At 64.9% G+C, this 22,442-nt stretch carries 26 protein-coding genes and 1 riboswitch; of the genes, 10 read left to right on the forward strand and 16 right to left on the reverse strand.

Annotated features, from left to right (window positions below):
- Positions 1-10: 10 nt before the first annotated feature.
- The 11 genes from ACZ0AV_RS10315 to nrdR all read right to left on the reverse strand — a co-directional run bounded on the left by ACZ0AV_RS10315 (position 11) and on the right by nrdR (position 8,114).
- Positions 11-655 carry a retropepsin-like aspartic protease family protein gene (locus ACZ0AV_RS10315; protein ID WP_499150957.1) on the reverse strand — a complete coding sequence of 215 codons (645 nt, stop codon included), beginning with the start codon at positions 653-655 and terminating at the stop codon, positions 11-13.
- 15 nt (positions 656-670) lie between these two features.
- Complete coding sequence (locus ACZ0AV_RS10320; RefSeq protein WP_499150958.1) at positions 671-1,396, reverse strand: transporter substrate-binding domain-containing protein; 726 nt, start codon at positions 1,394-1,396, stop codon at positions 671-673.
- 13 nt (positions 1,397-1,409) lie between these two features.
- Entirely contained in the window at positions 1,410-1,943 is a 534-nt protein-coding gene (locus ACZ0AV_RS10325; RefSeq protein ID WP_499150959.1) for a phosphatidylglycerophosphatase A family protein, read from the reverse strand.
- Positions 1,936-2,901: a thiamine-phosphate kinase gene (gene thiL, locus ACZ0AV_RS10330; RefSeq protein WP_499153343.1), complete on the reverse strand. Its 966-nt coding sequence runs from the start codon at positions 2,899-2,901 to the stop codon at positions 1,936-1,938. The genes ACZ0AV_RS10325 and thiL overlap by 8 nt, the downstream gene beginning before the upstream one ends.
- 5 nt (positions 2,902-2,906) lie before the next feature.
- Positions 2,907-3,389, reverse strand: a complete 483-nt coding sequence (gene nusB / locus ACZ0AV_RS10335; protein WP_499150960.1) for a transcription antitermination factor NusB — start codon at positions 3,387-3,389, stop codon at positions 2,907-2,909.
- Positions 3,386-3,862 (reverse strand): 6,7-dimethyl-8-ribityllumazine synthase, encoded by a 477-nt coding sequence (gene ribH / locus ACZ0AV_RS10340; RefSeq protein ID WP_073267898.1) that lies wholly within the window; start codon positions 3,860-3,862, stop codon positions 3,386-3,388. Before ribH ends, nusB begins: the two co-directional genes overlap by 4 nt.
- 99 nt (positions 3,863-3,961) lie before the next feature.
- Positions 3,962-5,053 (reverse strand): bifunctional 3,4-dihydroxy-2-butanone-4-phosphate synthase/GTP cyclohydrolase II, encoded by a 1,092-nt coding sequence (ribBA, locus tag ACZ0AV_RS10345; protein WP_499150961.1) that lies wholly within the window; start codon positions 5,051-5,053, stop codon positions 3,962-3,964.
- A 13-nt stretch (positions 5,054-5,066) separates the two neighbouring features.
- Positions 5,067-5,729, reverse strand: coding sequence for a riboflavin synthase (locus ACZ0AV_RS10350; protein WP_070882640.1), 663 nt, complete (start codon positions 5,727-5,729; stop codon positions 5,067-5,069).
- A gap of 11 nt (positions 5,730-5,740) precedes the next feature.
- Positions 5,741-6,202: a 6,7-dimethyl-8-ribityllumazine synthase gene (locus ACZ0AV_RS10355; RefSeq protein WP_499150962.1), complete on the reverse strand. Its 462-nt coding sequence runs from the start codon at positions 6,200-6,202 to the stop codon at positions 5,741-5,743.
- 91 nt (positions 6,203-6,293) lie between these two features.
- Positions 6,294-6,450: riboswitch (FMN riboswitch) on the reverse strand.
- A gap of 79 nt (positions 6,451-6,529) precedes the next feature.
- Complete coding sequence (gene ribD / locus ACZ0AV_RS10360) at positions 6,530-7,648, reverse strand: bifunctional diaminohydroxyphosphoribosylaminopyrimidine deaminase/5-amino-6-(5-phosphoribosylamino)uracil reductase RibD (RefSeq protein WP_499150963.1); 1,119 nt, start codon at positions 7,646-7,648, stop codon at positions 6,530-6,532.
- A gap of 1 nt (position 7,649) precedes the next feature.
- The gene (gene nrdR, locus ACZ0AV_RS10365; protein WP_131182583.1) at positions 7,650-8,114 is read right to left on the reverse strand and encodes a transcriptional regulator NrdR; all 465 of its coding nucleotides are present in this window, start codon (positions 8,112-8,114) and stop codon (positions 7,650-7,652) included.
- A gap of 136 nt (positions 8,115-8,250) precedes the next feature.
- Here nrdR and ACZ0AV_RS10370 point away from each other — a divergent pair, with 136 nt between their 5' ends.
- From ACZ0AV_RS10370 to trxA, 3 genes are read left to right on the forward strand one after another with little or no spacing between them, the layout of a single operon-like run.
- On the forward strand, positions 8,251-8,688 hold the full coding sequence (locus tag ACZ0AV_RS10370) for a YbaY family lipoprotein (RefSeq protein ID WP_499150964.1): 438 nt from the start codon (positions 8,251-8,253) through the stop codon (positions 8,686-8,688).
- Positions 8,685-9,347, forward strand: a complete 663-nt coding sequence (locus ACZ0AV_RS10375) for a class I SAM-dependent methyltransferase (RefSeq protein ID WP_499150965.1) — start codon at positions 8,685-8,687, stop codon at positions 9,345-9,347. Before ACZ0AV_RS10370 ends, ACZ0AV_RS10375 begins: the two co-directional genes overlap by 4 nt.
- A gap of 59 nt (positions 9,348-9,406) precedes the next feature.
- Entirely contained in the window at positions 9,407-10,279 is an 873-nt protein-coding gene (trxA, locus tag ACZ0AV_RS10380) for a thioredoxin (protein WP_499150966.1), read from the forward strand.
- A gap of 94 nt (positions 10,280-10,373) precedes the next feature.
- On the opposite strand, the gene ACZ0AV_RS10385 is transcribed toward trxA, so the two are convergent.
- Positions 10,374-10,724: a hypothetical protein gene (locus ACZ0AV_RS10385; protein ID WP_499150967.1), complete on the reverse strand. Its 351-nt coding sequence runs from the start codon at positions 10,722-10,724 to the stop codon at positions 10,374-10,376.
- 121 nt (positions 10,725-10,845) lie between these two features.
- Between ACZ0AV_RS10385 and ACZ0AV_RS10390 the strand changes: the two genes are divergently transcribed.
- From ACZ0AV_RS10390 to ACZ0AV_RS10410, 5 genes are all read left to right on the forward strand, one after another.
- Positions 10,846-11,415, forward strand: a complete 570-nt coding sequence (locus ACZ0AV_RS10390; RefSeq protein WP_499150968.1) for a DUF2796 domain-containing protein — start codon at positions 10,846-10,848, stop codon at positions 11,413-11,415.
- A gap of 117 nt (positions 11,416-11,532) precedes the next feature.
- On the forward strand, positions 11,533-12,240 hold the full coding sequence (locus ACZ0AV_RS10395) for an ABC transporter ATP-binding protein (RefSeq protein WP_499150969.1): 708 nt from the start codon (positions 11,533-11,535) through the stop codon (positions 12,238-12,240).
- Between the two features lies 1 nt (position 12,241).
- Entirely contained in the window at positions 12,242-13,504 is a 1,263-nt protein-coding gene (locus ACZ0AV_RS10400; protein ID WP_499150970.1) for an ABC transporter permease, read from the forward strand.
- Between the two features lie 56 nt (positions 13,505-13,560).
- Complete coding sequence (locus tag ACZ0AV_RS10405) at positions 13,561-14,082, forward strand: DUF3299 domain-containing protein (RefSeq protein ID WP_499150971.1); 522 nt, start codon at positions 13,561-13,563, stop codon at positions 14,080-14,082.
- A gap of 122 nt (positions 14,083-14,204) precedes the next feature.
- Positions 14,205-14,897 (forward strand): OmpW/AlkL family protein, encoded by a 693-nt coding sequence (locus ACZ0AV_RS10410; RefSeq protein WP_499150972.1) that lies wholly within the window; start codon positions 14,205-14,207, stop codon positions 14,895-14,897.
- A gap of 160 nt (positions 14,898-15,057) precedes the next feature.
- Here ACZ0AV_RS10410 and ACZ0AV_RS10415 read toward each other — a convergent pair whose 3' ends face one another.
- Both ACZ0AV_RS10415 and ACZ0AV_RS10420 read right to left on the reverse strand, forming a co-directional pair.
- On the reverse strand, positions 15,058-15,987 hold the full coding sequence (locus ACZ0AV_RS10415; protein ID WP_499150973.1) for an NAD-dependent epimerase/dehydratase family protein: 930 nt from the start codon (positions 15,985-15,987) through the stop codon (positions 15,058-15,060).
- Positions 15,980-16,864 carry a sugar nucleotide-binding protein gene (locus ACZ0AV_RS10420; protein WP_499150974.1) on the reverse strand — a complete coding sequence of 295 codons (885 nt, stop codon included), beginning with the start codon at positions 16,862-16,864 and terminating at the stop codon, positions 15,980-15,982. Before ACZ0AV_RS10420 ends, ACZ0AV_RS10415 begins: the two co-directional genes overlap by 8 nt.
- Before the next feature lie 263 nt (positions 16,865-17,127).
- Between ACZ0AV_RS10420 and ACZ0AV_RS10425 the strand changes: the two genes are divergently transcribed.
- The gene (locus tag ACZ0AV_RS10425; protein ID WP_499150975.1) at positions 17,128-17,475 is read left to right on the forward strand and encodes a VanZ family protein; all 348 of its coding nucleotides are present in this window, start codon (positions 17,128-17,130) and stop codon (positions 17,473-17,475) included.
- Positions 17,476-17,539: 64 nt separating this feature from the next.
- Here ACZ0AV_RS10425 and ACZ0AV_RS10430 read toward each other — a convergent pair whose 3' ends face one another.
- On the reverse strand, positions 17,540-18,046 hold the full coding sequence (locus ACZ0AV_RS10430; protein WP_499150976.1) for a single-stranded DNA-binding protein: 507 nt from the start codon (positions 18,044-18,046) through the stop codon (positions 17,540-17,542).
- Positions 18,047-18,061: 15 nt separating this feature from the next.
- Positions 18,062-19,450, reverse strand: coding sequence for an MFS transporter (locus ACZ0AV_RS10435; RefSeq protein WP_499150977.1), 1,389 nt, complete (start codon positions 19,448-19,450; stop codon positions 18,062-18,064).
- Between the two features lie 132 nt (positions 19,451-19,582).
- Here ACZ0AV_RS10435 and uvrA point away from each other — a divergent pair, with 132 nt between their 5' ends.
- The gene (uvrA, locus tag ACZ0AV_RS10440; protein ID WP_172139569.1) at positions 19,583-22,417 is read left to right on the forward strand and encodes an excinuclease ABC subunit UvrA; all 2,835 of its coding nucleotides are present in this window, start codon (positions 19,583-19,585) and stop codon (positions 22,415-22,417) included.
- The last annotated feature ends 25 nt before the right edge of the window (positions 22,418-22,442 follow it).

Genomic DNA, 22,442 nt, shown 5'->3' on the forward strand with positions numbered 1-22,442 from the left:
GTGCCCGCGTTCACAGACGCGATTCGAGTACCAGCAGGTTGTTCTCTACCCGCCAGCCGACCCGGTTGAGAAAGCTCATGCCGAGCAGTGCCTCATTCGGTGACGCGCCCTCCAGCACCACGGCTTCGACGCCGAGCACCTGCAGCCCGCCTACGCTGACCTTGTCGAGTGTCAGGCGCCAGCCACGGGCAGTGCCGCTGGCCGTGTTGACCTGAATCGGCTGGCCGCGGGTGCGGTAGTCGAGCCCCAGGCGCCGGGCATGGTTCTCGTTCAGGGCGATCGAGGTGGCGCCGGTGTCGACCAGAAACTGCTGGGATTGCCCATTGATCGCGCCAGCGGCCCAGTAATGGCCGCCGTTGCTGCGCGCGATGCTAAAGGTCTGCTTCTGCGGTTCGGCAAATCCGCTGGCGTTGTACTCGCGGCTGAGGCTGTAGGTGCGCTCCACGCCAGCGACCCGCAGCACGGCGCTGCGACTGTCCGCGCTCACCACCTGCACACCACCAGGCCCGCTCTGGCCGACGCGCACCAGCTTGCGCTGGCCGTCCACGGAAATCACCGCAGCGCCGGGAAACAACCCCACCACCTGCACTTGAGGCGCGGCCTGGCAGAGCTGCACCACCAGCAGGCTGGCGATGCCAACGATCAATCGACGCATCCTTGCCTCTCTCGCTTAGTCGAAGGGGTAATGCTGGCCCCAGCGCTCGAAAACCGGGCGCAGGGCATCGTGTTCGACGAGTTCGCCCATACGCTGGTCGTAGAATTTCGCCAGCGCACGCCCGCGGGGTGTGTCGGCGAAGCCGATGTACAGAGGCAGCCGGATCAGGTCGGTCATCCGATACCGGGACGGGTCCTTGGCCGTGGCGAGCACTTCCAGCACCTCGGGCTGCGCGTCGATGTAGTAGTCGGCATGGTCATAGTCGAGCATCGGCAGGATGCCGCCGCGGCGCAGCAGCTCGTTGTAGTGAGTGAGCCCGGCAATGTAGCGCTGGTATTCGTAGCCGCGCATCCACACCAGGCGCGAGCCGGCGAGAATCTTCTGATTCGGCTCGGGCTTGGTGGTCAGGCTCAGGGCGCTGATCAGGTCCGAGTCGTAGTGCCAGGTCGGGTACACCACGCCACCGCTGACCTCGTTCTGGTAGGAGGCCACCCAGGCGTCCGCTTCGCCACGCTTGACCAGGCCAACGGAGCGGGTATAGGGCACGATCTGCATGTCCAGCCTGACCCCGCCCTGCTCGAAGACCATGCGCAGGATGTCCCACGACAGGCCGGTACCATCGGCATTGATCCGGTCGACCCAGACGTCGCTGGCCATGCGGATGTTCGCGGGCAGGTCGCTGCTCGCCTGAACCCAGGCGGTGAACGACAACAGCACAGCCAAGCAGAAACCGCGAATCATCGCTCCTCCAGCCTTACCCGAAGCCCAGACTGGTCGCCAGGCCATTGCTCCAGCCCCAGACCAAACCCTGCATGGCCAGCCAGGCGAACACACCGGCCAGCACGTCGTCGAGCATGATGCCGAAGCCGCCGTGCACGTGCCGGTCGATCCAGCGAATCGGCCAGGGCTTGATGATGTCGAAGAAGCGGAACATCAGGAACCCCACCAGGATCCAGCCCCAGCCCTCCGGCACCAGCCAGAGGGTGATCCACATGCCGACCATCTCGTCCCAGACGATGCCCTCATGGTCATGCACCCGCAAGTCCTCGGCAACTTTGCCGCACAACCACACGCCAAACACCATGGTCACGCCGAGCATCAGCCAGTAGCCCCAATCCGGCAGCATTTGCCACAACGGAATGAACGGCACTGCCGCCAGCGAGCCCCAGGTACCCGGGGCCTTGGCCATGGTGCCGGTGCCGAACCCGAAGGCCAGGAAATGCCACGGGTTGCGCCACACGGACGGTGGCACGAACTCGGCGGGGACTTGCTTGGGATGGTCAGTCACTTTGCGATCCGAAATGTAGGTAGCCGCGGTACAGCGGCTTGATGGCACGGCCTTCGGCGTCCTGCAGATGGACGCCCTGCCCGGCCTCGACGCGACCGATAACGTGTACAGGCTGCCCCATGGCGCACAGCGCGTCCAGCTTCTCGGCTGGCAGGGTAAAGGCAAGCACGTAGTCATCGCCACCACCAAGCGCCAATTGGCGCGCCGTTTCGTCGCCGACACAGGCTCGCAACGCAGCGGAGATTGGTAGGCGCTCCTGCTCGACGATCAGTGCTACACCTGACGCCCGGGCGATATGCGCGCAATCGGCAAGCAGCCCATCGGAGACATCCAATGCGGCCGTCGCCAGCCCGCGCAACGCCTGCCCGAGCGCCAGCTGCGGCGCTGGCGACCAATAATGGGCGAGCAACTGCGCGGCGTCCTCCTGGATGTCTCGCTCGCCGAGCACGAATGGCAAGGCGCCGGCCGCATCGCCCAATGGCCCGCCCACGCACAGCAGATCGCCGGCCCGGGCGCCGGCGCGGGTCAGCGCCAGGCCGCTGGGCACACGGCCGAATACGCTCAGGGTCAGGCTCAGCGGTCCACGGGTGGTGTCGCCACCGACCAGACGGATGCCACACTGGCGCGCCATGCTGTCCAGCCCGGCGGTGAAGTCGGCCAGCCAGCCGGGGGTAACGTCGGGGAGTGTCAGGGCCAGGGTAAACGCCAGCGGCGTGGCACCCATGGCGGCCAGGTCGCTGACCGAGACGGCCAGGGCGCGCTGGCCGAGCAGCCGGCCATTGGCATTGAGCGGAAAGTGCACACCCGCCACCAGGGTGTCGGTGGATACCGCCAGTCGCTCGCCGGCGGGCACCTCCAGCAGGGCACAGTCGTCACCGATGCCCAGCGCCACTCCATCGGCCACCTGCGCACAGGCGGCCGCGGCGAAGTATTGGCGGATCAGCTCGAACTCGCCCAACACGCTTAGCGCTTGCTGTTGAAGTCGCGAACTTCGTCGGCACGCAGCGTCGGCGCCAGCTTGTCCAGCACGCCGTTGACGAACTTGTGCCCGTCGGTGGCACCGAACACCTTGGCCAACTCGATGCCTTCGTTGATCACCACGCGGTAGGGTACGTCGATGCGGTTACGCAGCTCGTAGGTGGACAGGCGCAGGATGGACAGCTCCACCGGGTCGATCTCGGCCAGTGGGCGATCGAGCAGCGGCTCGAAGGCGCCGTCGATCTCGCTCTTCTGGCGCGGCACGCCGTGCAGGATCTCGTGGAAGTAGGCGCCGTCGACCGCGGTGAAGTCGTTGTCGACGCGAAACTGCGCTTCGATCTCGTTGAGCGCCTGCCCGGCGATGTGCCAGGAGTACAGCGCTTGCATGGCCAGGGTGCGCGCCTGACGGCGAGCCAGCACTTTGGCGCTCGGGCCCTTCTTGGCCGGCTTGTTGTCGTTCTGGCTCACTTGGCCTCCAACTGCGCCAGCAGGCTGACCATTTCCAGGGCGGACAGGGCAGCTTCGGCGCCCTTGTTGCCGGCCTTGGTGCCGGAACGCTCGATGGCCTGTTCGATGGAATCGACGGTCAGTACGCCAAACGCAACCGGTACGCCGAACTCCATGGACACCTGGGCCAGACCCTTGGTGCACTCGCCCGCCACGTACTCGAAGTGCGGGGTACCGCCACGGATCACCGCCCCCAGGGCGATGATGGCGTTGTATTCGCCTTGCTGGGCAACCTTCTGGGCGACCAGGGGAATTTCGAAGGCACCCGGCGCGCGGATGATGGTGATGTCGTCTTCGCTGACGCCATGGCGCACCAGCGCGTCGACGGCGCCGCTGACCAGGCTTTCGACCACGAAGCTGTTGAAGCGGCCGACCACCAGGGCGAAGCGGCCCTTGGGAGCGATGAAAGTACCTTCGATGGTCTTGAGTGTCATAGCGAGTTCTCGAGCTGTCTTAAAGAGCCAGGGCATGCCGCGGCAGGCCCTGAAAATGTGGCGATGAGTTGAAAATAGCTCACCGCGGTGGTCACCCCATTATTTCGGGGGCAGGTATTCTACAACTTCCAGATCGAAACCGGATATCGCGTTGAACTTCATCGGCGCGCTCATCAGGCGCATCTTGCGCACACCGAGGTCACGCAGTATCTGCGAACCGGCGCCGACCGTGCTGTAGGTGCTCGGCGCCCTGGTGGTAGCAGTGCCGTCCGCCTCGCGGATGTGTGCCAGCACTTCATCACCGCCCAGTGAGTGGCCGAGCAGCAACACCACGCCACTGCCGGCGCTGGCAACTTCGGTCATCGCCGCACGCAGGCTCCAGCGGCCAGGCTGGCGCACCATCAGCAGGTCACGCATCGGGTCCATGTTGTGCACCCGCACCAGGGTCGGCTCTTCGGCGCAGATGGTGCCCAGGGTCAGCGCCATGTGCACGTCGCCCTCTACCGAGTCGCGGTAGGTCACCAGGTTGAAATGGCCGACTTCGCTGTCCAGCGGCTGCTCGGTGATGCGCTGCACGGTGCGTTCGTGGAGCATGCGGTAGTGGATCAGGTCGGCGATGGTGCCGATCTTGATGCCGTGCTGCTCGGCGAACACTTCCAGCTCCGGGCGACGGGCCATGGTGCCGTCGTCGTTCATGATCTCGCAGATCACCCCACTCGGTTCAAAGCCGCCCATGCGTGCCAGGTCACAGGCCGCCTCGGTGTGGCCGGCTCGGGCCAGCACGCCGCCGGGCTGGGCCATCAGCGGAAAGATATGGCCGGGGCTGACAATGTCTTCAGCCACCGCATGCCTGGCCGCAGCGGCCTGCACGGTGCGCGCCCGGTCAGCGGCGGAAATGCCGGTGGTGACGCCCTCGGCGGCTTCGATTGACACGGTGAACTTGGTGCCAAAACCCGACCCGTTGCGCGGCGCCATCAGCGGCAGCTTGAGCGTTTCGCAGCGCTCGCGGGTCATCGGCATGCAGATCAGGCCGCGGGCGAAACGCGCCATGAAGTTGATGTGCTCGGCGGTCACGCATTCCGAGGCGATGATCAGGTCGCCTTCGTTCTCGCGGTCTTCGTCATCCATGAGAATGACCATCTTGCCAGCGCGAATGTCTTCGACCAGTTCTTCGATACTGTTGAGTGCCATGGTGGCGGTGTCCTTAATGCTTCAGGTAGCCGTGTTCGGCGAGAAACCCTTCGGTGAGCCCGGCGCTGGTCGGCTCGGCGGCCTTGTCACCGAGCAACAGACGCTCCAGGTAACGGGCCAGCAGGTCGACCTCGAGGTTGACCCGACGCCCGGGACGGTAGTCGGCCATGATGGTTTCGGCCAGGGTGTGCGGCACGATGGTCAGCTCGAACTCGGCGCCGTCCACGGCATTCACCGTCAGGCTGGTACCGTCGACGGTGATCGAGCCCTTGTGGGCGATGTACTTGGCCAGCTCGCGCGGTGCGCGCACCTTGAACTGGATGGCGCGAGCGTTCTCCTCGCGGGATACGATCTCGCCAACGCCGTCGACATGGCCGCTGACCAGGTGGCCGCCCAGGCGGGTGGTCGGCGTCAGGGCCTTTTCCAGGTTGACCCGGCTGCCGCTCTTGAGGTCGATGAACGCAGTGCGCGCCAGGGTTTCGCGGCTGACGTCGGCCCAAAAGCCGTCGCCCGGCAGCTCGACCGCAGTCAGGCATACACCATTGACCGCGATGCTGTCGCCCAGCACCACGTCACTCAAATCGAGCTTGGCGGTCTTCACGTAGACACGCACGTCGCCGCCTTTGGGGGTGATGGCGGCGATGCTGCCGATGGATGCGATGATTCCGGTAAACATGAAGAATCCTCTCAGACAGGCAGTTCTGCGAGTTTGCGCAGGGTGTCGGCACAGGTGCGCGCCGCTTCGGCGCCCTTGACCAGGAAGTGCTCGCGGAAGAACGCCTGGTGCTCTTCGCCGGCGTGGAAATGATGGGGTGTGAGCACCGCCGAGAATACCGGCACGTCAGTTTCCAACTGCACCTGCATGAGGCCTTCGATCACGGCCTGGGCGACGAACTCATGGCGGTAAATGCCGCCATCGACCACCAGCCCGGCGGCAACGATGCCAGCGTAGCGACCGCTCTTGGCCAGGCGCTTGGCATGCAGCGGGATTTCAAAAGCACCGCCGACTTCGAAGCAGTCGATCTCGCTGGCGGCATAGCCCTGGCGCTGCATTTCCTCGATGAAAGCATGACGGGACTGGTCGACGATTTCACGGTGCCAACAGGCCTGTACGAAGGCGACCCGGCGCACGTGAGAAGCAATGGACATGTTCAACTCCTGTTTGGTTAAAACAGGGCAGCTTGGATCGATAGGGACATCACGGACAATCGGCAGCCGAATGGGCGCCTAGTCAGGCAAATCCCGCTCTCTCTTCATCCGGACTATACCGTCGGCTCCGGAATCACACCGGATCTGCTGGACCCCGAGCGGCTGGTGCCGTATCGGGCGCTCGCGGGCTAGGCGCATTGCGCGTCATTACCGCCGGTGGGGAATCGCACCCCGCCCTGAGAACGTTGTGGCCACGCGGTGCGGCCGACAGGCGTTTTACCATAGTTGCCGCAGTGGTGCACGGCGCGAGTGCCCGAGCGGCGTGCGTCAGGTGGCCGAATCGGGCACGGCGATGATGCGCCAGTCGTCACCCACTGCACGTATGTCGACGATCTTTAGCGGCTTGGCCTCTGCCATGCGCGCCAGCGGCAGATCGAGCAGCGGCCGGGCGCTGGAGCCGAGAAACTTCGGTGCAACGAACAGCTGGTACTCATCGACCAGCCCCAACCGGGCGAACGCCCCGGCCAATTTCGGCCCGGCCTCGACCAACACCTCGTTGGCACCGCGCCCCGCCAACTCCAGCAACAGCTTGCGCAGGTCGACATGCCCATTGCTGCCAGGCATCGCCAGCAGCTCATGGCCGTCATCGACATAGCGATCACGCGAGGCCGCAGCGGCACAGGTGGCCACCAGCGCCGGGCCGGCCTGAAAGAACGGGGCACTCAAGGGCACGCGCAGGCGCCCGTCGACCAGCACCCGCAACGGCGGGCGGGCCTGCGCCAGAGCGGTCAGTTCGGCGCCCAGGCCCAGCTCGTCGGGGCGCACCGTCAGGCGGGCCGCATCGGCGAGCAGGGTATCGGCGCCGCTCAGCACCACGCTGGAGCGTGCGCGCAAGCGCTGCACCGCGGCGCGCGCAGCTGGCCCGGTGATCCACTGGCTCTCACCACTGGCCATAGCCGTACGCCCGTCCAGACTCATGGCCAGCTTGACCCGCACGAGTGGCAAGCCGCGCTCCATGCGCTTGACGAAGCCGGCGTTCAGCGCACGTGCATCAACTTCCAGCACCCCGCTCTGCACGGCAATGCCGGCATTCATCAGGCGCAACAGGCCACGGCCGGCCACTTGCGGGTTGGGGTCCTGCATGGCGGCCACCACCCGAGTGACGCCGGCCGCGACCAACGCATCGGCGCACGGCGGCGTGCGCCCATGGTGGCTGCATGGCTCCAGGGTCACGTATGCCGTGGCGCCGCGGGCCTGGTCGCCAGCCTGGCGCAGCGCATGGACTTCGGCATGGGGCTCGCCGGCCTTGGCGTGCCAGCCCTCGCCGACGATCCTGCCGTCACGCACGATCACGCAGCCGACCCGCGGATTGGGATGGGTGGAATACAGCCCCTTGCGCGCCAGCTCGAGCGCGCGGGCCATGAATGCCTGGTCGCTGTGGCTCATCTCAATCCTGATTGGGCTCGCGGGAAAGACGATCGATTTCCTCACGGAACTCGTTGAGATCCTGGAAACGCCGGTACACCGAGGCGAAGCGGATATAGGCCACCTCGTCGAGCTTCTGCAGTTCGGTCATCACCAGTTCGCCCAGCACCAGCGACTTGATCTCGCGCTCGCCAGTGGCACGCAGGCGATGTTTGATATGGGCGATGGCCGCCTCCAGCCGCTCGATGCTCACCGGGCGCTTTTCCAGCGCACGCTGCATGCCGGCGCGCAACTTCTCCTCATCGAAGGGCTGGCGGCTGCCGTCCTGCTTGATCAGGCGCGGCATCACCAGTTCAGCGGTCTCGAACGTGGTGAAGCGCTCGCCGCAGGCCAGGCATTCACGGCGGCGACGCACCTGCTCGCCCTCGGCGACCAGACGCGAATCGATGACTTTGGTGTCGTTGGCAGAGCAAAAAGGGCAATGCATGATCGGAACAGCCGGGCGGGAAAGCCCGCATGTTAGCGCATCCACCGGGCTCGGTGCCAAGCGCCGCAAGGCCACTTTCCTTTGCATTCGCAGGTGGCTATGGGGAGAATCCAGCCATCGTCCCGAGGATTGCCCCATGCCATTGCGCCCCCTTGCTCTGCTCAGCCTTGCCGCCCTGCTGGTGGCCTGCGCCGGCGAACCGCCAGCGCCCGCCACACCGCCTGCCGCGCCTGCTGCCAAACCGCAACCTGCCGCCACGCCTGCGCACCTGCGCGACCTCACCGGCACGCTGCTCGATGTGCCAGCAGGCGCCGAGGTCGAACTGGCGCTGTTGACCATCAACGAACGCGGCCTGCCCTTCAAGCTGCTCGGCAATATCCAGCTGCGCGGCACTGGCGCGCCGCTGCCGTTTCGCCTGCAATTCAACCCTGAGAATTTCGACCAGGGGATTCGCGTCGAGCTGCGCGGCCGCGTGCACCAGTCCGCCAAGCTGGTGCTGCACATGCCCAGCCAGCTGATCCGCGAGCCACAGAGCCAGGCGCTCGGGGAAATCCGCGTCACGCCCGCACTGTGACACCACCTCCGGCGCTGCAGGCGGCACTGAGCGATCTGCTTGGTGATGCGCGGCTGAGCGCGACGACGCTGCCGGGCACTGACCTGCGGTTGTGGCTGCTCGACCCCGCGAACATGGATCGCTGCTTCAGCCCGGAGGAGACCCGGCGCATCCTTGAAGAGCCACCTTATTGGTGCTTCTGCTGGGCCAGCGGCCTGGTACTGGTCGATTGGCTGGCGCAGCACCCCGAGTGGGTGCGCGGCAAGCGAGTGCTGGATGTTGGCAGTGGTTCCGGCGTAGCTGCCATTGCCGCAGCGCGCGCCGGCGCCGCCCAGGTGGTGGCCTGCGACCTGGATCCACTGGCACTGGCCGCCTGCCGGGCCAATGCCGAACTCAATGGCGTGTCGCTGGGCTACTCGGCCGACCTGTTCGCCGAACACCGCGACTATGACCTGGCAATCGTTGCCGATGTGCTCTACGACCGCGCCAACCTGCCGCTGCTCGACCGCGTGCTCGAGCACGCCCGCGAGGTGCTGGTAGCCGACTCACGGGTGCGCGATTTCAGCCATCCGGCCTACCGGCGCATCGCCGGGCTCAAGGGGTGCACCTGGCCCGACCTGGCCGAGCCGGAAACCTTTCGTCACGTCAGCCTGTATCACGCCGACCGCGCCCCCTTGTAGCCGTGCACCGGCGCCCACATTTTTAGTCACATCACTTTTCGCCCGGACAGAGACCGATCATGAGCGACACCCCCCACATCTTCGATATCAATGGCGCCGTCCAGTTTGAACAGCTGGTGATCGAGAACTCCTTCACCAAACCGGTGCTGGTGGATTTCTGGGCCGACTGGTGCGCGCCCTGCAAGGCGCTGATGCCACTGCTGGAGCAGATCACCGAGGGCTATCAGGGTGAACTGCTGCTGGCCAAGGTGAACTGCGATATCGAGCAGGAAATCGTCGCGCGCTTCGGCATTCGCAGCCTGCCGACCGTAGTGTTGTTCAAGAACGGCCAGCCGGTCGATGGTTTCCAGGGCGCACAGCCCGAGTCGGCGATCCGCGCGCTGCTGCAACCCCATGTTGCCGAACCGCAGGCGCCCGAGGCCGATCTGCTGGAGGTCGCCCAGCAGGCCTTCGCCGACGGCCGCATCGGCGAGGCCGAAGCGCTGCTCAAGCAATTGCTCGGCGAGGACAACAGCAATGGTGCCGCGCTGATTCTCTACGCCCGCTGTCTGGCCGAACGCGGCGAGCTGGGCGAGGCCCAGCAGGTACTCGATGCCGTCAAGGGCGATGAACACAAACAGGCCCTGGCCGGCGCACGCGCGCAACTGACCTTTCTGCGCGAAGCCGCCGACCTGCCGGATGCCGCCACCCTGAAGAGCCGTGTGGCGCAGAACGCCGAGGATGACGAAGCGATTCACCAGTTGGCCATTCAGCAACTCGCCCGCCAGCAGTACGAGCCAGCCCTGGACGCCCTGCTGAAGCTTTTCGTGCGCAACCGCAACTACGCCGATGGTTTGCCGCACAAGACGCTGCTGCAGGTCTTCGATCTGCTCGGCAATGATCACCCGCTGGTGACCCTGTACCGCCGCCGCGTCTACCAGGCGCTGTACTGAGCACCGTTTAGACAGCCGTCGAGCGCCCACGCACCCGCTCAAGGCTGCGGGCCGCTGCCAAGGTAGGCGTTCACCACTGCGAAAGCGTGGCCGCTTACGGCTGCTCCACCCAGCAGTAAACCGGCGCATCCCCGCTGGTTTCCATGCGCACCTGCTCGCAATGGCGCAACCGCACCAGCAGGCGCTTGCCGGCCATCTCGCCGCCGGCCAGTACTGCCAGCTGCGCCAGCAATTGCGGGCCCTCGACGCGCCCGGCGCGGCGCAGCAGCTCCAATACGGTCTGCCACTGCGCATCCTGGTCCGGCGGCGGCGCGGCCTGAGGCGCAGCGGCACCAGCCTGTGCAACCGGCGGCGCGGCGGCCGCCAGTTGTGCCCAATCCTCTGGATCGAGCTCTATGGTCAGATCCACCGGCCAGTCACCGATTCGCCCACGAATACGCACCATAATCCCTCCAGCCTGTCGATGCGCCATGCTCCCACGCGCGCGCCAGCAAACCAAGCACCCCTACCACCGGGCATCAATTTGTTATAACGTATCAACACCATTCCCTGCCCGGAGCCGCTCCATGCGCCGTTTACTGCTCGCCCTGCCATTCGCCCTGCTTCCCCTGGCCGCTGTCCAGGCACAAACCCATGATCACGACCATGACCACGGCAGCCTCGGCAAGCATGAGCATGGCGTTGCCACGCTAAACGTGGCGCTGGAAGGCAGCACCCTGGAAATCGAGCTGGAAAGCCCGGCCATGAATATCGTTGGCTTCGAACATGCCGCGACCAGCGATGCCGACAAGAAAACCGTCGCGGCCGCCCGCGCCCAGCTGGAGAAACCACTGGCCCTGTTCAGCCTGCCTGCCGCCGCTGGCTGCAGCCTGACCGAGCACGAGCTGCACAGCCCGCTGTTCGGCACTGCCGACCATGACGACGATGCAGCCGATCATGACCATGATCACGAGCACAGCGATATCGACGCCGACTACACCTTCACCTGCAAGCAGCCCGAGGCCCTGAAGACCCTCGACCTGTCGGCCTTCTACAAGCAGTTCCCGGCCACCCAGAAGATCAATGTGCAACTGATCGGTCCAAGCGGCCAGCAGGGTGTCGAGTCGACGCCAGCCAATCCGCGCCTGACGTTCTGATCGCACGGCGGGTGCCGCACCGGCGCCCGCTCTTCCAATGTGCTGCAACAGCGCAGCCCTGGTCGATTGCTCCGTATCTGGCACACTTGCCGTTTGCCCTCATTGCCAGCAGCCCCCATGACCTCAGCACTGATCGAACTCACCGACCTCGGCTTTGCCTGGCCCGGCCAGGAAGAGCTTCTGGATATCCCGAATTTCAATCTGCAGCGCGGCGAAACACTGTTTCTCAAAGGCCCCAGCGGTAGCGGCAAGACCACCCTGCTGGGCCTGCTCGGTGGTGTACAGAAGCCTGGCCGAGGCCATGTTCGCCTGCTCGGTGAAGACCTCGCGGCCCTCTCGGCGGCGCGACGGGACCGTTTCCGGGTCGACCACACCGGCTATATTTTCCAGCAATTCAACCTGCTGCCCTTTCTCAGCGTGCGCGCCAACGTCGAGTTGCCGTGCCGCTTTTCCCGCCTGCGCGCCGATCGCGCCGCGCAGCGTTACGGCAGCATCGACCAGGCGGCCGCCAGCCTGCTGGAACACCTGGGCCTGCGTCCGGCGCTGCTCGAGCGTCGCGCCGATTCACTGTCCATCGGCCAGCAGCAGCGCGTGGCTGCCGCTCGCGCGCTGATCGGCCAGCCGGAACTGGTGATCGCCGACGAACCGACCTCCGCGCTGGACGCCGATGCGCGCCAGGCTTTTCTCGAACTGCTGTTTGGCGAATGCCGCGACGTCGGGGCCAGCCTGCTGTTCGTCAGCCACGACCAGAGCCTGGCCACGCTGTTCGACCGCAGCCTGTCACTGGCTGAACTCAATCGCGCCAGCAAACCCCAGGAGGTCTGAGGTGTTCCTGTTACGACTCGCCCTGGCCAGCCTGGCCAACCGCCGTTTCACCGCCCTGCTCACGGCGTTCGCCATCGCCCTGTCGGTGTGCCTGCTGCTCGCCGTGGAGCGGGTGCGCACCGAGGCACGCGCCAGTTTCGCCAACACCATCAGCGGCACCGACCTGATCGTCGGCGCGCGTTCCGGCAGCGTGAACCTGCTGCTGTACTCGGTATTTCGCATCGGCAATGCAACCAACAACATTCGTTGGGACAGCTTCGAGAAGCTCGCCGCCCATCGCCAGGTCGACTGGGCCATCCCCATTTCCCTGGGCGACTCGCACCGCGGCTACCGAGTGATGGGCACCAACGCGGGCTACTTCGATCACTACCACTACGGTCGTGGCCAGGCCCTGCAACTGGCCCAGGGGGCGCGCTTTGACGACCTGTTCGACGTGGTGCTCGGCGCCGAAGTGGCCCAGGCGCTGAACTACAAGCTTGGCGACAAGCTGGTGTTGTCTCACGGGGTGGCGACCATCAGCCTGCAGCAGCATGACGACAAGCCCTTCGTGGTCAGCGGCATCCTTGCCCGTACCGGCACGCCGGTGGACCGCACCCTGCACATTTCCCTGGAGGGCATGGAGGCGCTGCACGTCGACTGGCAGAACGGCGTGCCGGCTCGCGGCGCCGGCAAGGTCAGCGCTGACCAGGCACGCCACATGGACCTGCAACCCAAGGCGATCACCGCGGTGATGCTGGGTTTGAAAAGCAAGATCGCCACCTTCGCAGTGCAGCGCGAGGTCAACGAATACCGCGGCGAACCGCTGCTGGCGATTCTCCCAGGCGTTGCCCTGCAGGAGTTGTGGAGTTTGATGGGCACGGCGGAAAAAGCGCTGTTCGTGGTGTCGCTGTTCGTGGTGCTGACCGGCCTGATCGGTATGCTCACAGCCATTCTCACCAGCCTCAACGAGCGGCGCCGGGAAATGGCCATCCTGCGCTCCGTGGGCGCGCGGCCGTGGCATGTCGCCAGCCTGCTGATCCTCGAAGCCTTTTCGCTGGCGGTGGCCGGTGTGGTGGCCGGCGTTGCACTGTTGTATGGCGGCATCGCCGGGGCGCAGGGTTATGTGCAGGCCAACTACGGCCTGTATCTGCCGTTGAGTGCGCCGACGCCCTATGAGTGGACGCTGCTCGGCGCTATCCTGACCGCCGCCCTGCTGATGGGCTGCGTGCCTGCCTGGCGGGCCTATCGGCAGTCTTTGGCAGATGGGCTGTCGATTCGCCTCTGAACGTACGGAGCCGGGTCTGCCGGCCCCGGCTGCGTCTCCCATCTAAAGGTAGTGTCATGCGTCGCGCTCTGCTCACCACGCTTCTCCTTGCCCTGGCCGCGCCACTTTGGGCCGCCGAATTGCGCACCCTGAACTGGCAGGAACTGATCCCCAAGGATGCCCCGCCCCAGGCCAGCCAGATGACGCCCATGCACGACATGTCGCAGCTCGGCGACGCGCTGTCCGAAGGGGGCGCCGTGTCGCTGCAGCAGTTCCCCTCGGCGCCGGTGGTCAAGGAAATGGATGGGCAGCAGGTGAAGATTCCCGGCTACATCGTGCCGCTGGATGTGACCGAGGAAGGCCGCGTGACCGAGTTTCTGCTGGTGCCCTACTTCGGCGCCTGCATCCACGTGCCGCCACCGCCGTCCAACCAGATCATCCACGTCCACACCGAGCTGGGCGTGCTGCTCGATGCGCTGTATCAGCCGTTCTGGATCGAAGGCCCGCTCAAGGTGGAGCACAGCAGCAGCGAACTGGCCGAGGTCGGCTACCAACTGGCCGCAGACAAGATCTACCCCTACGAGCTGCCGGCCAACTGACATCGCGGCAAAAGGTCGCACCGCTTACCCCACGGGCATTGAGCTGAGTCAAGGGACGCATCGCCCAGCGCCCTACCCTGACGCCATCCGAGATGATTCGAATGACCCGTTAGGAGCTCACCATGCACAAGTCGCTGTTCCCTGCCTCGCTGATCGCCCTGGCGCTGGCCGCCCCCATGGCTCAGGCGCATCAGGCCGGAGATATCCTGGTCCGCGCCGGCGCCATCACGGTCAATCCCGAGGCCGACAGCTCTACGGTCAAGGTCGATCGCGGCGGCCTCGCCGGCACCGACCTGGGCGGCAAGGCGACCATGGGCAGCGACACCCAGTTGGGCCTCAACGTCGCTTACATGCTCACCAGCAACATCGGCATCGAGCTGCTCGCCGCCACCCCCTTCGAGCACGACGTAAAGATCAGGGGCACCGCCCTGGATGCCGCCAACGGCAAACTCGGCACTCTCAAGCACCTGCCGCCGACCCTGAGCGTGGTGTATTACCCGCTCGATTCGCACGCCGTGTTCCAGCCTTACGTAGGCGCAGGCATCAACTACACCTGGATCTACGATGAACACGTGGGCAGCGGCGCCTCGGCAGCCGGCTTCGACAATTTCCGCGCCAGGAATTCCTGGGGCCTGGCCTGGCAGGTCGGCGCCGATTACATGCTCACCGATAACCTGATGATCAACGCCCAGGCGCGCTACATCGATATCGACACCACCGCCTATGTCGACCACCCCGATCTCGGCGTGCGCGCCAAGGTCGACGTGGACGTCGATCCGTTCGTCTACATGGTTGGGCTGGGTTACAGGTTCTAACGGGTGACTTGGGTCGCGCGGGCGTTTAGCGTTCCCTTGCGCGAGTGCACCACGCGCAGAAATCGCGGACATGGCCCGCGCCCACATGGATCTCTCCCGCGGCCCATCCAAACGCAAAAAAGCCGGCAATGCCGGCTTTTTCTGTGCTGCGGTGAACGCCTCAGCTACTGAGCAACGCTGCCAAACCATCGCGTAGCGACGTCTGCACGGGCAGCCGGTAGTTGGCAGCCAGGCGGCTATTGTCGGCTCGCGAGTAGCGAATGTCGCCTGCCCGCGGCTCGAGGTGGGTAACTGTCGGCAGGCCACCGAGCAACTCGCCGATCTGCGCCAGCAATTGCTTGAGGCTCACCGTCTCGTTCCAGCCGACATTCACCGCCCCCTGCGCCACCTGCCCGGCATCCAGCGCCTGTAACAACAACTCGACCAGGTCGGCCACGTAGAAGAAATCGCGGGTCTGCTCGCCGTCGCCGAAGACGCTTATCGGCAAGCCCTGCTGGGCGCGCTGGGTGAAGATGCTGATCACCCCCGAATAGGGCGACGACGGATCCTGACGCGGCCCGAACACATTGAAAAATCGGAAGATCGCCGGCTCCAGGCCGTGCTGCCTTCCATAGAACTCCAGGTAGTGCTCGCTGGCCAGCTTGTCTGCTGCGTAGGGTGTCAGCGGCGCCTTTGCGGTCTGCTCGTCAATGGCCACGCCTTCACCATTGTTGCCATACACCGCGGCGCTGGAGGCGAACACCACGCGGCGCACGCCATGCTCGCGCATTGCCTCGCAGATATTCAGGGTGCCGATGAAATTGCTCTGGTGGGTGCTGACCGGGTCGTCTACCGAAGCCTGCACCGAGGCCACGGCGGCCAGGTGTACCACGGCCGCACAGCCGGCAACGCAGCGGCTGACCAGCGCCGCGTCGACTACATCGCCTTCGATTAAGGTCAGTCGCGGATCGCTGACCGGCAAGTTGCCGAGCTTGCCCATGGACAGATTGTCCAGCACACGCACCTGGTTGCCACGGGCCAGCAAGGCGTCGACCAGGTTGGAGCCGATGAAACCGGCACCGCCAGTCACGAGGATGATGGGGTCAGACATGACGGTAGTAATGCTCCAGCAGGCTCGGCAGGCCAGCGCGCCAGGCACGCGGTTTGACGCCGAAGGTATGAAGGATTTTCTTGCACGACAGCACGCCGTGTTGCGGCTCATCGGCTGCGTCCGCCCGGGCGGCGTGAGCCTGACCGACGATGTCGTCGAGGAGATTGGCGCGCAGGTGCCGCGCCTCGCTCAGGATCGCCTGGCCGAGCGCCAGCGCGGTAGTCGCCTCGTGGCCTCCATAGTGGTAAGTGCCCCATAGCGGCGCAGCACAGTCGAGCTGCTTGAGCACAGCCAGGATGACCCGTGCGGCATCTTCGACAGGCGTCGGGTTACCGCGCCGGTCATCGGCGAGATAAAGCGCCTGATCGTGCTCGGCACGCACCAGGAACCGCGCCAGCAAGCCATCCGGGCTGTCATCCAGCAACCAGCCGAAACGCAACAGCACATGGCGCGGGCACACGGCGCGCACACTCTGCTCCATCCGTGCCAGCGCCTGGCCACGCAGGCTCAGCGGTTGCAGATCATCCTTTTCGTTGTAGGCGGTTGCCCGAGTGCCGTCGAACACGCGATAGCTGGAGGGCTGCAACAGACGGATATCATGGTGTTGGCACAGTTCGGCAAGACGCTCCACGGCGCGCTCCTGCGCGGCAAAACGTTCCTCGCTGACCTTCGCGGCCTGGAACCAGTCGAAGTAATAGGCGAAGTTGATCACCGCGTCGGGGCGGGTATCGTCGACCAACTGGGTCAGGCTCGCGGCATCCCAACCCTGGGCTGGCGGGCGCGGGGCGAGAAAACCGATATCCTCTTCGGCTCCCAGGCGAATCAACGCCTTACCCAGCGTACTGCCACCACCCAGCAACAACAGGCGCATGCGCATAACGAAACTAGAGGCTCCACAATCAGGTTTGAGCTCGCACCGCATCATGGCGCGCCAGCCGCTAAATACTCGGCAGATCCCGGACGGTTCAGCCCTATGGCCTGCATTTTGCTGTTTTTAGCCGGTGGCGTCATCCACCACGCACTCTCTTGACGCGCTCCGCCGATGCCAAGACACCTGTTCACCGGGTAGCCCCGCACCGGCAACCTGCAGCGCATGCTGTGGTCACAGTGCCACACGCCTGATGAACAAAGGACGGAAAATTGAAAAAGCTGATGTTCCTGGCCTGCTGCGCCGTGCTTGCCTACGGCCTGTTCCGCCCGGAGTCGCCCCCCGACCTGTTCGAGGCTTCGGACAAATTTCTGCACCTGCTGGCATTTACCGGTCTGTCGCTGGTTACCCGCATCGCCTTCCCCAACGTATCCGGCTGGCTGCTGTGGGGCCTGCTGTACATCCAGGCACCGCTGCTGGAATGGCTGCAGCACGTCTTGCAGACCAGCCGCGAATTCAGCCAGTGGGACATGCTCGCCAACCTCTGCGGCATCAGCATCGCCCTGGCGCTGTGGATCGGTCAGGACCTGCTGCGCAAACGCCTCTACAGCCCAGCCTGACAGCGTTGGCAGGTACAACGACAAAGGCCCCGCATTGCGGGGCCTTTGTATTAACGCCAGACGATCAGAACGGGATGTCGTCGTCGAAGCTGTCGTAGTCCTGCGCGGGCTGCGGCTTCTGCTGCTGCGGAGCGGACTGACGCGGCGCCTGGTGTTGCGGCTCGCGCTGCGGGGCCGGGCGCGACTGGCGCGGAGCGGAGTCGCCACCGCCGGCGCTGGCGCCGTCTGGACGGCCGCCAAGCAGCTGCATGGTGCCCTGCATATCGACGATGATTTCGGTGGTGTAGCGCTTCACACCATCCTTTTCCCACTCGCGGGTCTGCAGCTTGCCCTCAATGTAGACCTGGGAGCCCTTGCGCAGGTACTCACCGGCGATTTCCGCGACCTTGCCGAACAGCGACACGCGGTGCCATTCAGTTTTCTCGACGCGCTGACCGGTCTGTTTGTCGGTCCACTGCTCGCTGGTTGCCAGACTCAGGTTGGTCACGGCGTTGCCGCTGGGCAGATAGCGCGTTTCCGGATCCTGTCCGCAGGTACCGACCAGAATAACTTTGTTAACCCCACGGGCCATAACGCTCTCCTACTTTCAGCACGTCACCGGCGCCGCTTCGATCAGGCGCTGCAGCGACGTGCGATCCAATTGTTGGGTGTCTACCTTCACATAGATGGCAGCCTCTTCGGCCACTACCACGGCATCTGCCACGCCGGGCACCGCCTGAATTCGCTCGGCCAGGCCTGCTTCCTGCAGCGCCCCGCTGGATAGCGGCAAACGCAGGCTGGTCACATACGGCGGTTCACGCATAGTAACAGCAAAGGCGAGCCAGAGAACCGTCAACAACGCACAGCCGCCGAACACGCCGGCCAGGCCATGGTGCTGATACAGCCAGCCGCCAAGGATGCCGCCCAGGGCCGAGCCGAGGAACTGGCTGGTCGAATAAACGCCCATCGCCGTGCCCTTGCCACCCGCAGGCGCCACCTTGCTGATCAGCGAAGGCAGCGAGGCCTCCAGCAGGTTGAACGCGGTGAAGAACACCACGATACCGAGCACCAGATTGCGCAGCCCGTGGCCAAATGCCCAGAAGAACAGCTCGCAGCCGAGCAGCACGAGTATCGAGCCGATCAGCACGCGACGCATCTGACGTTTCTTCTCGCCGTAAATGATGAACGGCACCATCAGAAAGAAGCCCCCCAACAGCGCGGTGAGATACACCCACCAGTGCTGCTCCTTGGGCAGCCCGCCCTGCTCCACCAGTGCCAGTGGCAAGGCGATGAAGCTGGCCATGAGGATGGCATGCAGGGCGAAGATAGCGAAGTCCAGGCGCAGCAGGTCCGGGTGCGTCAGGGTCGGCCACAGGGCCTGCCTGGCGACGCCCGACTCACGGTGCTGCAGCGGCCCGGCGCTGGATGGCACCAGCCCGGCAACGATGAGAATGCCCAGCAGCGCCATGGCGCCGGTGGCCAGGAACAGGCCGGACAGGCCGAACGCACGGGTCAGCAGCGGGCCGACCACCATGGCGATGGCGAAGGACAAACCGATACTCATGCCGATCATGGCCATGGCCTTGGTGCGGTGCTGTTCGCGGGTCAGGTCGGAAAGCAGCGCCATCACCGCCGCGGAGATCGCCCCGGCGCCCTGCAGCACGCGCCCGGCGATCACCCCCCAGATGGAGTCGGCGTTGGCCGCCAGTAAACTGCCTGCCGCAAAGATCACCAGACCAAAGTAAATCACCGGGCGCCGGCCAATGCGATCGGACAACACGCCAAAGGGAATCTGCAGAAAGGCCTGAGTCAGGCCATAGGCGCCGATCGCCAGACCGATCAGTGCCGGGGTTGAACCGGCGAGCTCTTGCCCATAGGTAGCCAATACCGGCAATACCATGAACATGCCCAGCATGCGGAATGCGAACACCAGCGCCAGCCCACCGGCCGCCCGAGTCTCCGCGCCACTCATGCGTTCGCTGTGCGAATCGCGCATCGTCGATAACCTGTTGAAACAAGCCGGCGATTCTACCAGTCGAAACCCTACTGGCACAGCAGCGGCGCTTTGCCGCACGGCTGTTGCCCCCCGTATACTCGGCGGTTTATCCGCCCGCAACGCGAGGCTGTTTTGGACAAGATTCTGATCCGGGGTGCTCGCACCCACAATTTGAAAAATATTGACCTGACCCTGCCACGCGACAAGCTGATCGTGATCACCGGCCTGTCCGGCTCGGGCAAGTCGTCCCTGGCATTCGATACCCTGTATGCCGAAGGTCAGCGCCGCTATGTCGAGTCGCTGTCGGCCTATGCCCGGCAGTTCCTGTCGATGATGGAAAAGCCCGACGTCGACACCATCGAAGGACTGTCGCCAGCGATTTCCATCGAGCAGAAGTCCACCTCGCACAACCCCCGCTCGACGGTCGGCACCATCACCGAGATCTACGATTACCTGCGCCTGCTCTATGCACGCGCCGGCCAACCGCGTTGCCCGGATCACGACCTGCCGCTTGAGGCGCAGACCGTCAGCCAGATGGTCGATCAGGTGCTGGCCATGCCCGAGGGCGCCAAGCTGATGCTGCTGGCGCCGATCATTCGCGAGCGCAAAGGCGAGCACTTGGCTGTGTTCGACGAGCTGCGTGCGCAGGGCTTCGTGCGTGTACGGGTCAACGGCAAGATTTACGAGCTGGATGAGCTGCCGAAGCTCGACAAGCAGAAAAAGCACAGCATCGATGCCGTGGTCGACCGCTTCAAGGCCCGGGGCGACCTGCAACAGCGCCTGGCCGAATCCTTCGAGACCGCCCTCAAGCTGGCCGATGGCCTGGCGCTGATCGCACCCATGGAAGGCGAAGAAGGCGAGGAGATCATCTTCTCGGCCCGCTTCGCCTGCCCGGTGTGCGGCCATTCGATCAGCGAGCTCGAACCCAAGCTGTTCTCCTTCAACAACCCTGCCGGTGCCTGCCCGACGTGCGATGGCCTGGGCGTGAAGCAGTTCTTCGATACCAAACGCCTGGTCAATGCGGAGCTGACCCTGGCCGAAGGTGCGATACGTGGCTGGGACCGGCGCAACGTCTATTACTTCCAGATGCTTGGCTCACTCGCCGGGCATTACCGCTTTAGCCTGGATGAACCGTTCGGCGAGCTGGACAGTGACCACCAGAAGGTAATTCTCAGCGGTAGCGGCTCGCAGAACGTCGATTTCAAATACCTCAACGACCGCGGCGATATCGTCAAACGCTCGCACCCGTTCGAAGGCATCGTGCCCAACCTCGAGCGCCGCTATCGCGAGACCGAGTCCACCAGCGTGCGCGAAGAGTTGGCCAAGTTCCTCAGCACGCAACCCTGCCCCGACTGCCGTGGCACCCGCCTGCGCCGCGAAGCCCGTCACGTATGGGTGGGCGAGAAGACCCTGCCGGCGGTCACCGGCATGCCGATTGGCTCCGCCAGCGAGTACTTCGGCGACCTGACGCTGGAAGGCCGGCGCGGTGAAATCGCCAGCAAGATCCTCAAGGAAATCTGCGAGCGCCTGCAGTTTCTGGTCAACGTCGGCCTCGACTACCTGACTCTGGATCGCAGCGCCGACACCCTGTCCGGTGGCGAGGCCCAGCGCATCCGCTTGGCCAGCCAGATCGGCGCCGGCCTGGTGGGCGTGATGTACATCCTCGACGAACCTTCTATCGGCCTCCACCAGCGCGACAACGAGCGCCTGCTCGGAACCCTCCGCCACCTGCGCGACATCGGCAACACGGTGATCGTGGTCGAACACGATGAAGACGCCATCCGCATGGCCGACTACGTGGTCGACATCGGCCCCGGCGCCGGTGTGCATGGCGGCCAGATCGTCGCCGAGGGCACCGCCGAGGAAGTCATGGCCCACCCCGACTCGGTGACCGGCAAATACCTGTCCGGCCGCGTGAAGATCGCCGTGCCTGCCAAGCGCACGCCGCGCGACAAGAAGCTCTCGCTGAAAATCAAGGGCGCCCGCGGCAACAACCTGCAGAACGTCAATCTGGACATCCCCATCGGCCTGCTGACCTGCGTGACCGGGGTCTCCGGCTCGGGCAAGTCGACACTGATCAACAACACCCTGTTCCCGCTCAGCGCCACCGCCCTCAACGGCGCCACCACGCTGGAAGCGGCGGCCCACGACAGCATCGACGGCCTGCAGCATCTCGACAAAGTGGTGGATATCGACCAGAGCCCGATCGGCCGTACGCCGCGCTCCAACCCGGCGACCTACACCGGGCTGTTCACGCCAATCCGCGAGCTGTTCGCCGGCGTGCCGGAATCCCGTTCACGTGGTTACGGCCCGGGCCGCTTCTCGTTCAACGTCAAGGGCGGCCGCTGCGAAGCGTGCCAGGGCGACGGCCTGATCAAAGTGGAGATGCACTTTCTCCCCGACATCTACGTGCCCTGCGACGTGTGCAAGAGCAAGCGCTACAACCGCGAAACCCTGGAGATCAAGTACAAGGGCAAGAGCATCCATGAAGTGCTTGAGATGACCATCGAGGACGCTCGCGCATTCTTCGATGCCGTACCAGCGCTGGCGCGCAAGCTGCAAACGCTGATGGACGTCGGCCTTTCGTACATCAAGCTCGGCCAGTCGGCGACCACCCTGTCCGGCGGCGAGGCGCAGCGGGTCAAGCTATCGCGTGAGCTCAGCAAGCGCGATACCGGCAAGACCCTGTATATCCTCGATGAGCCGACCACCGGGCTGCACTTCGCGGACATCCAGCAGCTGCTCGACGTACTGCATCGCCTGCGCGATCACGGCAACACCGTGGTGGTGATCGAGCACAATCTGGACGTCATCAAGACCGCCGACTGGCTGGTAGACCTGGGCCCGGAAGGCGGCTCCAAAGGCGGCCAGATCATCGCCGTGGGCACGCCGGAAGAAGTCGCCGAGATGCCGCAGTCCCACACCGGGCACTTCCTCAAGCCGTTGCTGGAGCGTGACCGGGCCTGACGACCCGCTCGCTCACGAAAAAGCC

The sequence above is a fragment of the Pseudomonas sp. AC532 genome (genome assembly GCF_979258965.1).

Coding starts and splice junctions, on each gene's coding strand:
- ACZ0AV_RS10410 (WP_499150972.1), top strand. CDS start 14,205: ATGCACAAGTCGCTGTTCCCTGCCTCGCTGATCGCCCTGGCGCTGGCC.
- ACZ0AV_RS10405 (WP_499150971.1), top strand. CDS start 13,561: ATGCGTCGCGCTCTGCTCACCACGCTTCTCCTTGCCCTGGCCGCGCCA.
- ACZ0AV_RS10370 (WP_499150964.1), top strand. CDS start 8,251: ATGCCATTGCGCCCCCTTGCTCTGCTCAGCCTTGCCGCCCTGCTGGTG.
- ribH (WP_073267898.1), bottom strand. CDS start 3,862: ATGACACTCAAGACCATCGAAGGTACTTTCATCGCTCCCAAGGGCCGC.
- nrdR (WP_131182583.1), bottom strand. CDS start 8,114: ATGCATTGCCCTTTTTGCTCTGCCAACGACACCAAAGTCATCGATTCG.
- ACZ0AV_RS10315 (WP_499150957.1), bottom strand. CDS start 655: ATGCGTCGATTGATCGTTGGCATCGCCAGCCTGCTGGTGGTGCAGCTC.
- ACZ0AV_RS10430 (WP_499150976.1), bottom strand. CDS start 18,046: ATGGCCCGTGGGGTTAACAAAGTTATTCTGGTCGGTACCTGCGGACAG.
- ACZ0AV_RS10435 (WP_499150977.1), bottom strand. CDS start 19,450: ATGCGCGATTCGCACAGCGAACGCATGAGTGGCGCGGAGACTCGGGCG.
- ACZ0AV_RS10390 (WP_499150968.1), top strand. CDS start 10,846: ATGCGCCGTTTACTGCTCGCCCTGCCATTCGCCCTGCTTCCCCTGGCC.
- ACZ0AV_RS10415 (WP_499150973.1), bottom strand. CDS start 15,987: ATGTCTGACCCCATCATCCTCGTGACTGGCGGTGCCGGTTTCATCGGC.
- ACZ0AV_RS10420 (WP_499150974.1), bottom strand. CDS start 16,864: ATGCGCATGCGCCTGTTGTTGCTGGGTGGTGGCAGTACGCTGGGTAAG.
- ACZ0AV_RS10395 (WP_499150969.1), top strand. CDS start 11,533: ATGACCTCAGCACTGATCGAACTCACCGACCTCGGCTTTGCCTGGCCC.
- ACZ0AV_RS10320 (WP_499150958.1), bottom strand. CDS start 1,396: ATGATTCGCGGTTTCTGCTTGGCTGTGCTGTTGTCGTTCACCGCCTGG.
- trxA (WP_499150966.1), top strand. CDS start 9,407: ATGAGCGACACCCCCCACATCTTCGATATCAATGGCGCCGTCCAGTTT.
- ribBA (WP_499150961.1), bottom strand. CDS start 5,053: ATGGCACTCAACAGTATCGAAGAACTGGTCGAAGACATTCGCGCTGGC.
- ACZ0AV_RS10350 (WP_070882640.1), bottom strand. CDS start 5,729: ATGTTTACCGGAATCATCGCATCCATCGGCAGCATCGCCGCCATCACC.
- ACZ0AV_RS10385 (WP_499150967.1), bottom strand. CDS start 10,724: ATGGTGCGTATTCGTGGGCGAATCGGTGACTGGCCGGTGGATCTGACC.
- ACZ0AV_RS10355 (WP_499150962.1), bottom strand. CDS start 6,202: ATGTCCATTGCTTCTCACGTGCGCCGGGTCGCCTTCGTACAGGCCTGT.
- ribD (WP_499150963.1), bottom strand. CDS start 7,648: ATGAGCCACAGCGACCAGGCATTCATGGCCCGCGCGCTCGAGCTGGCG.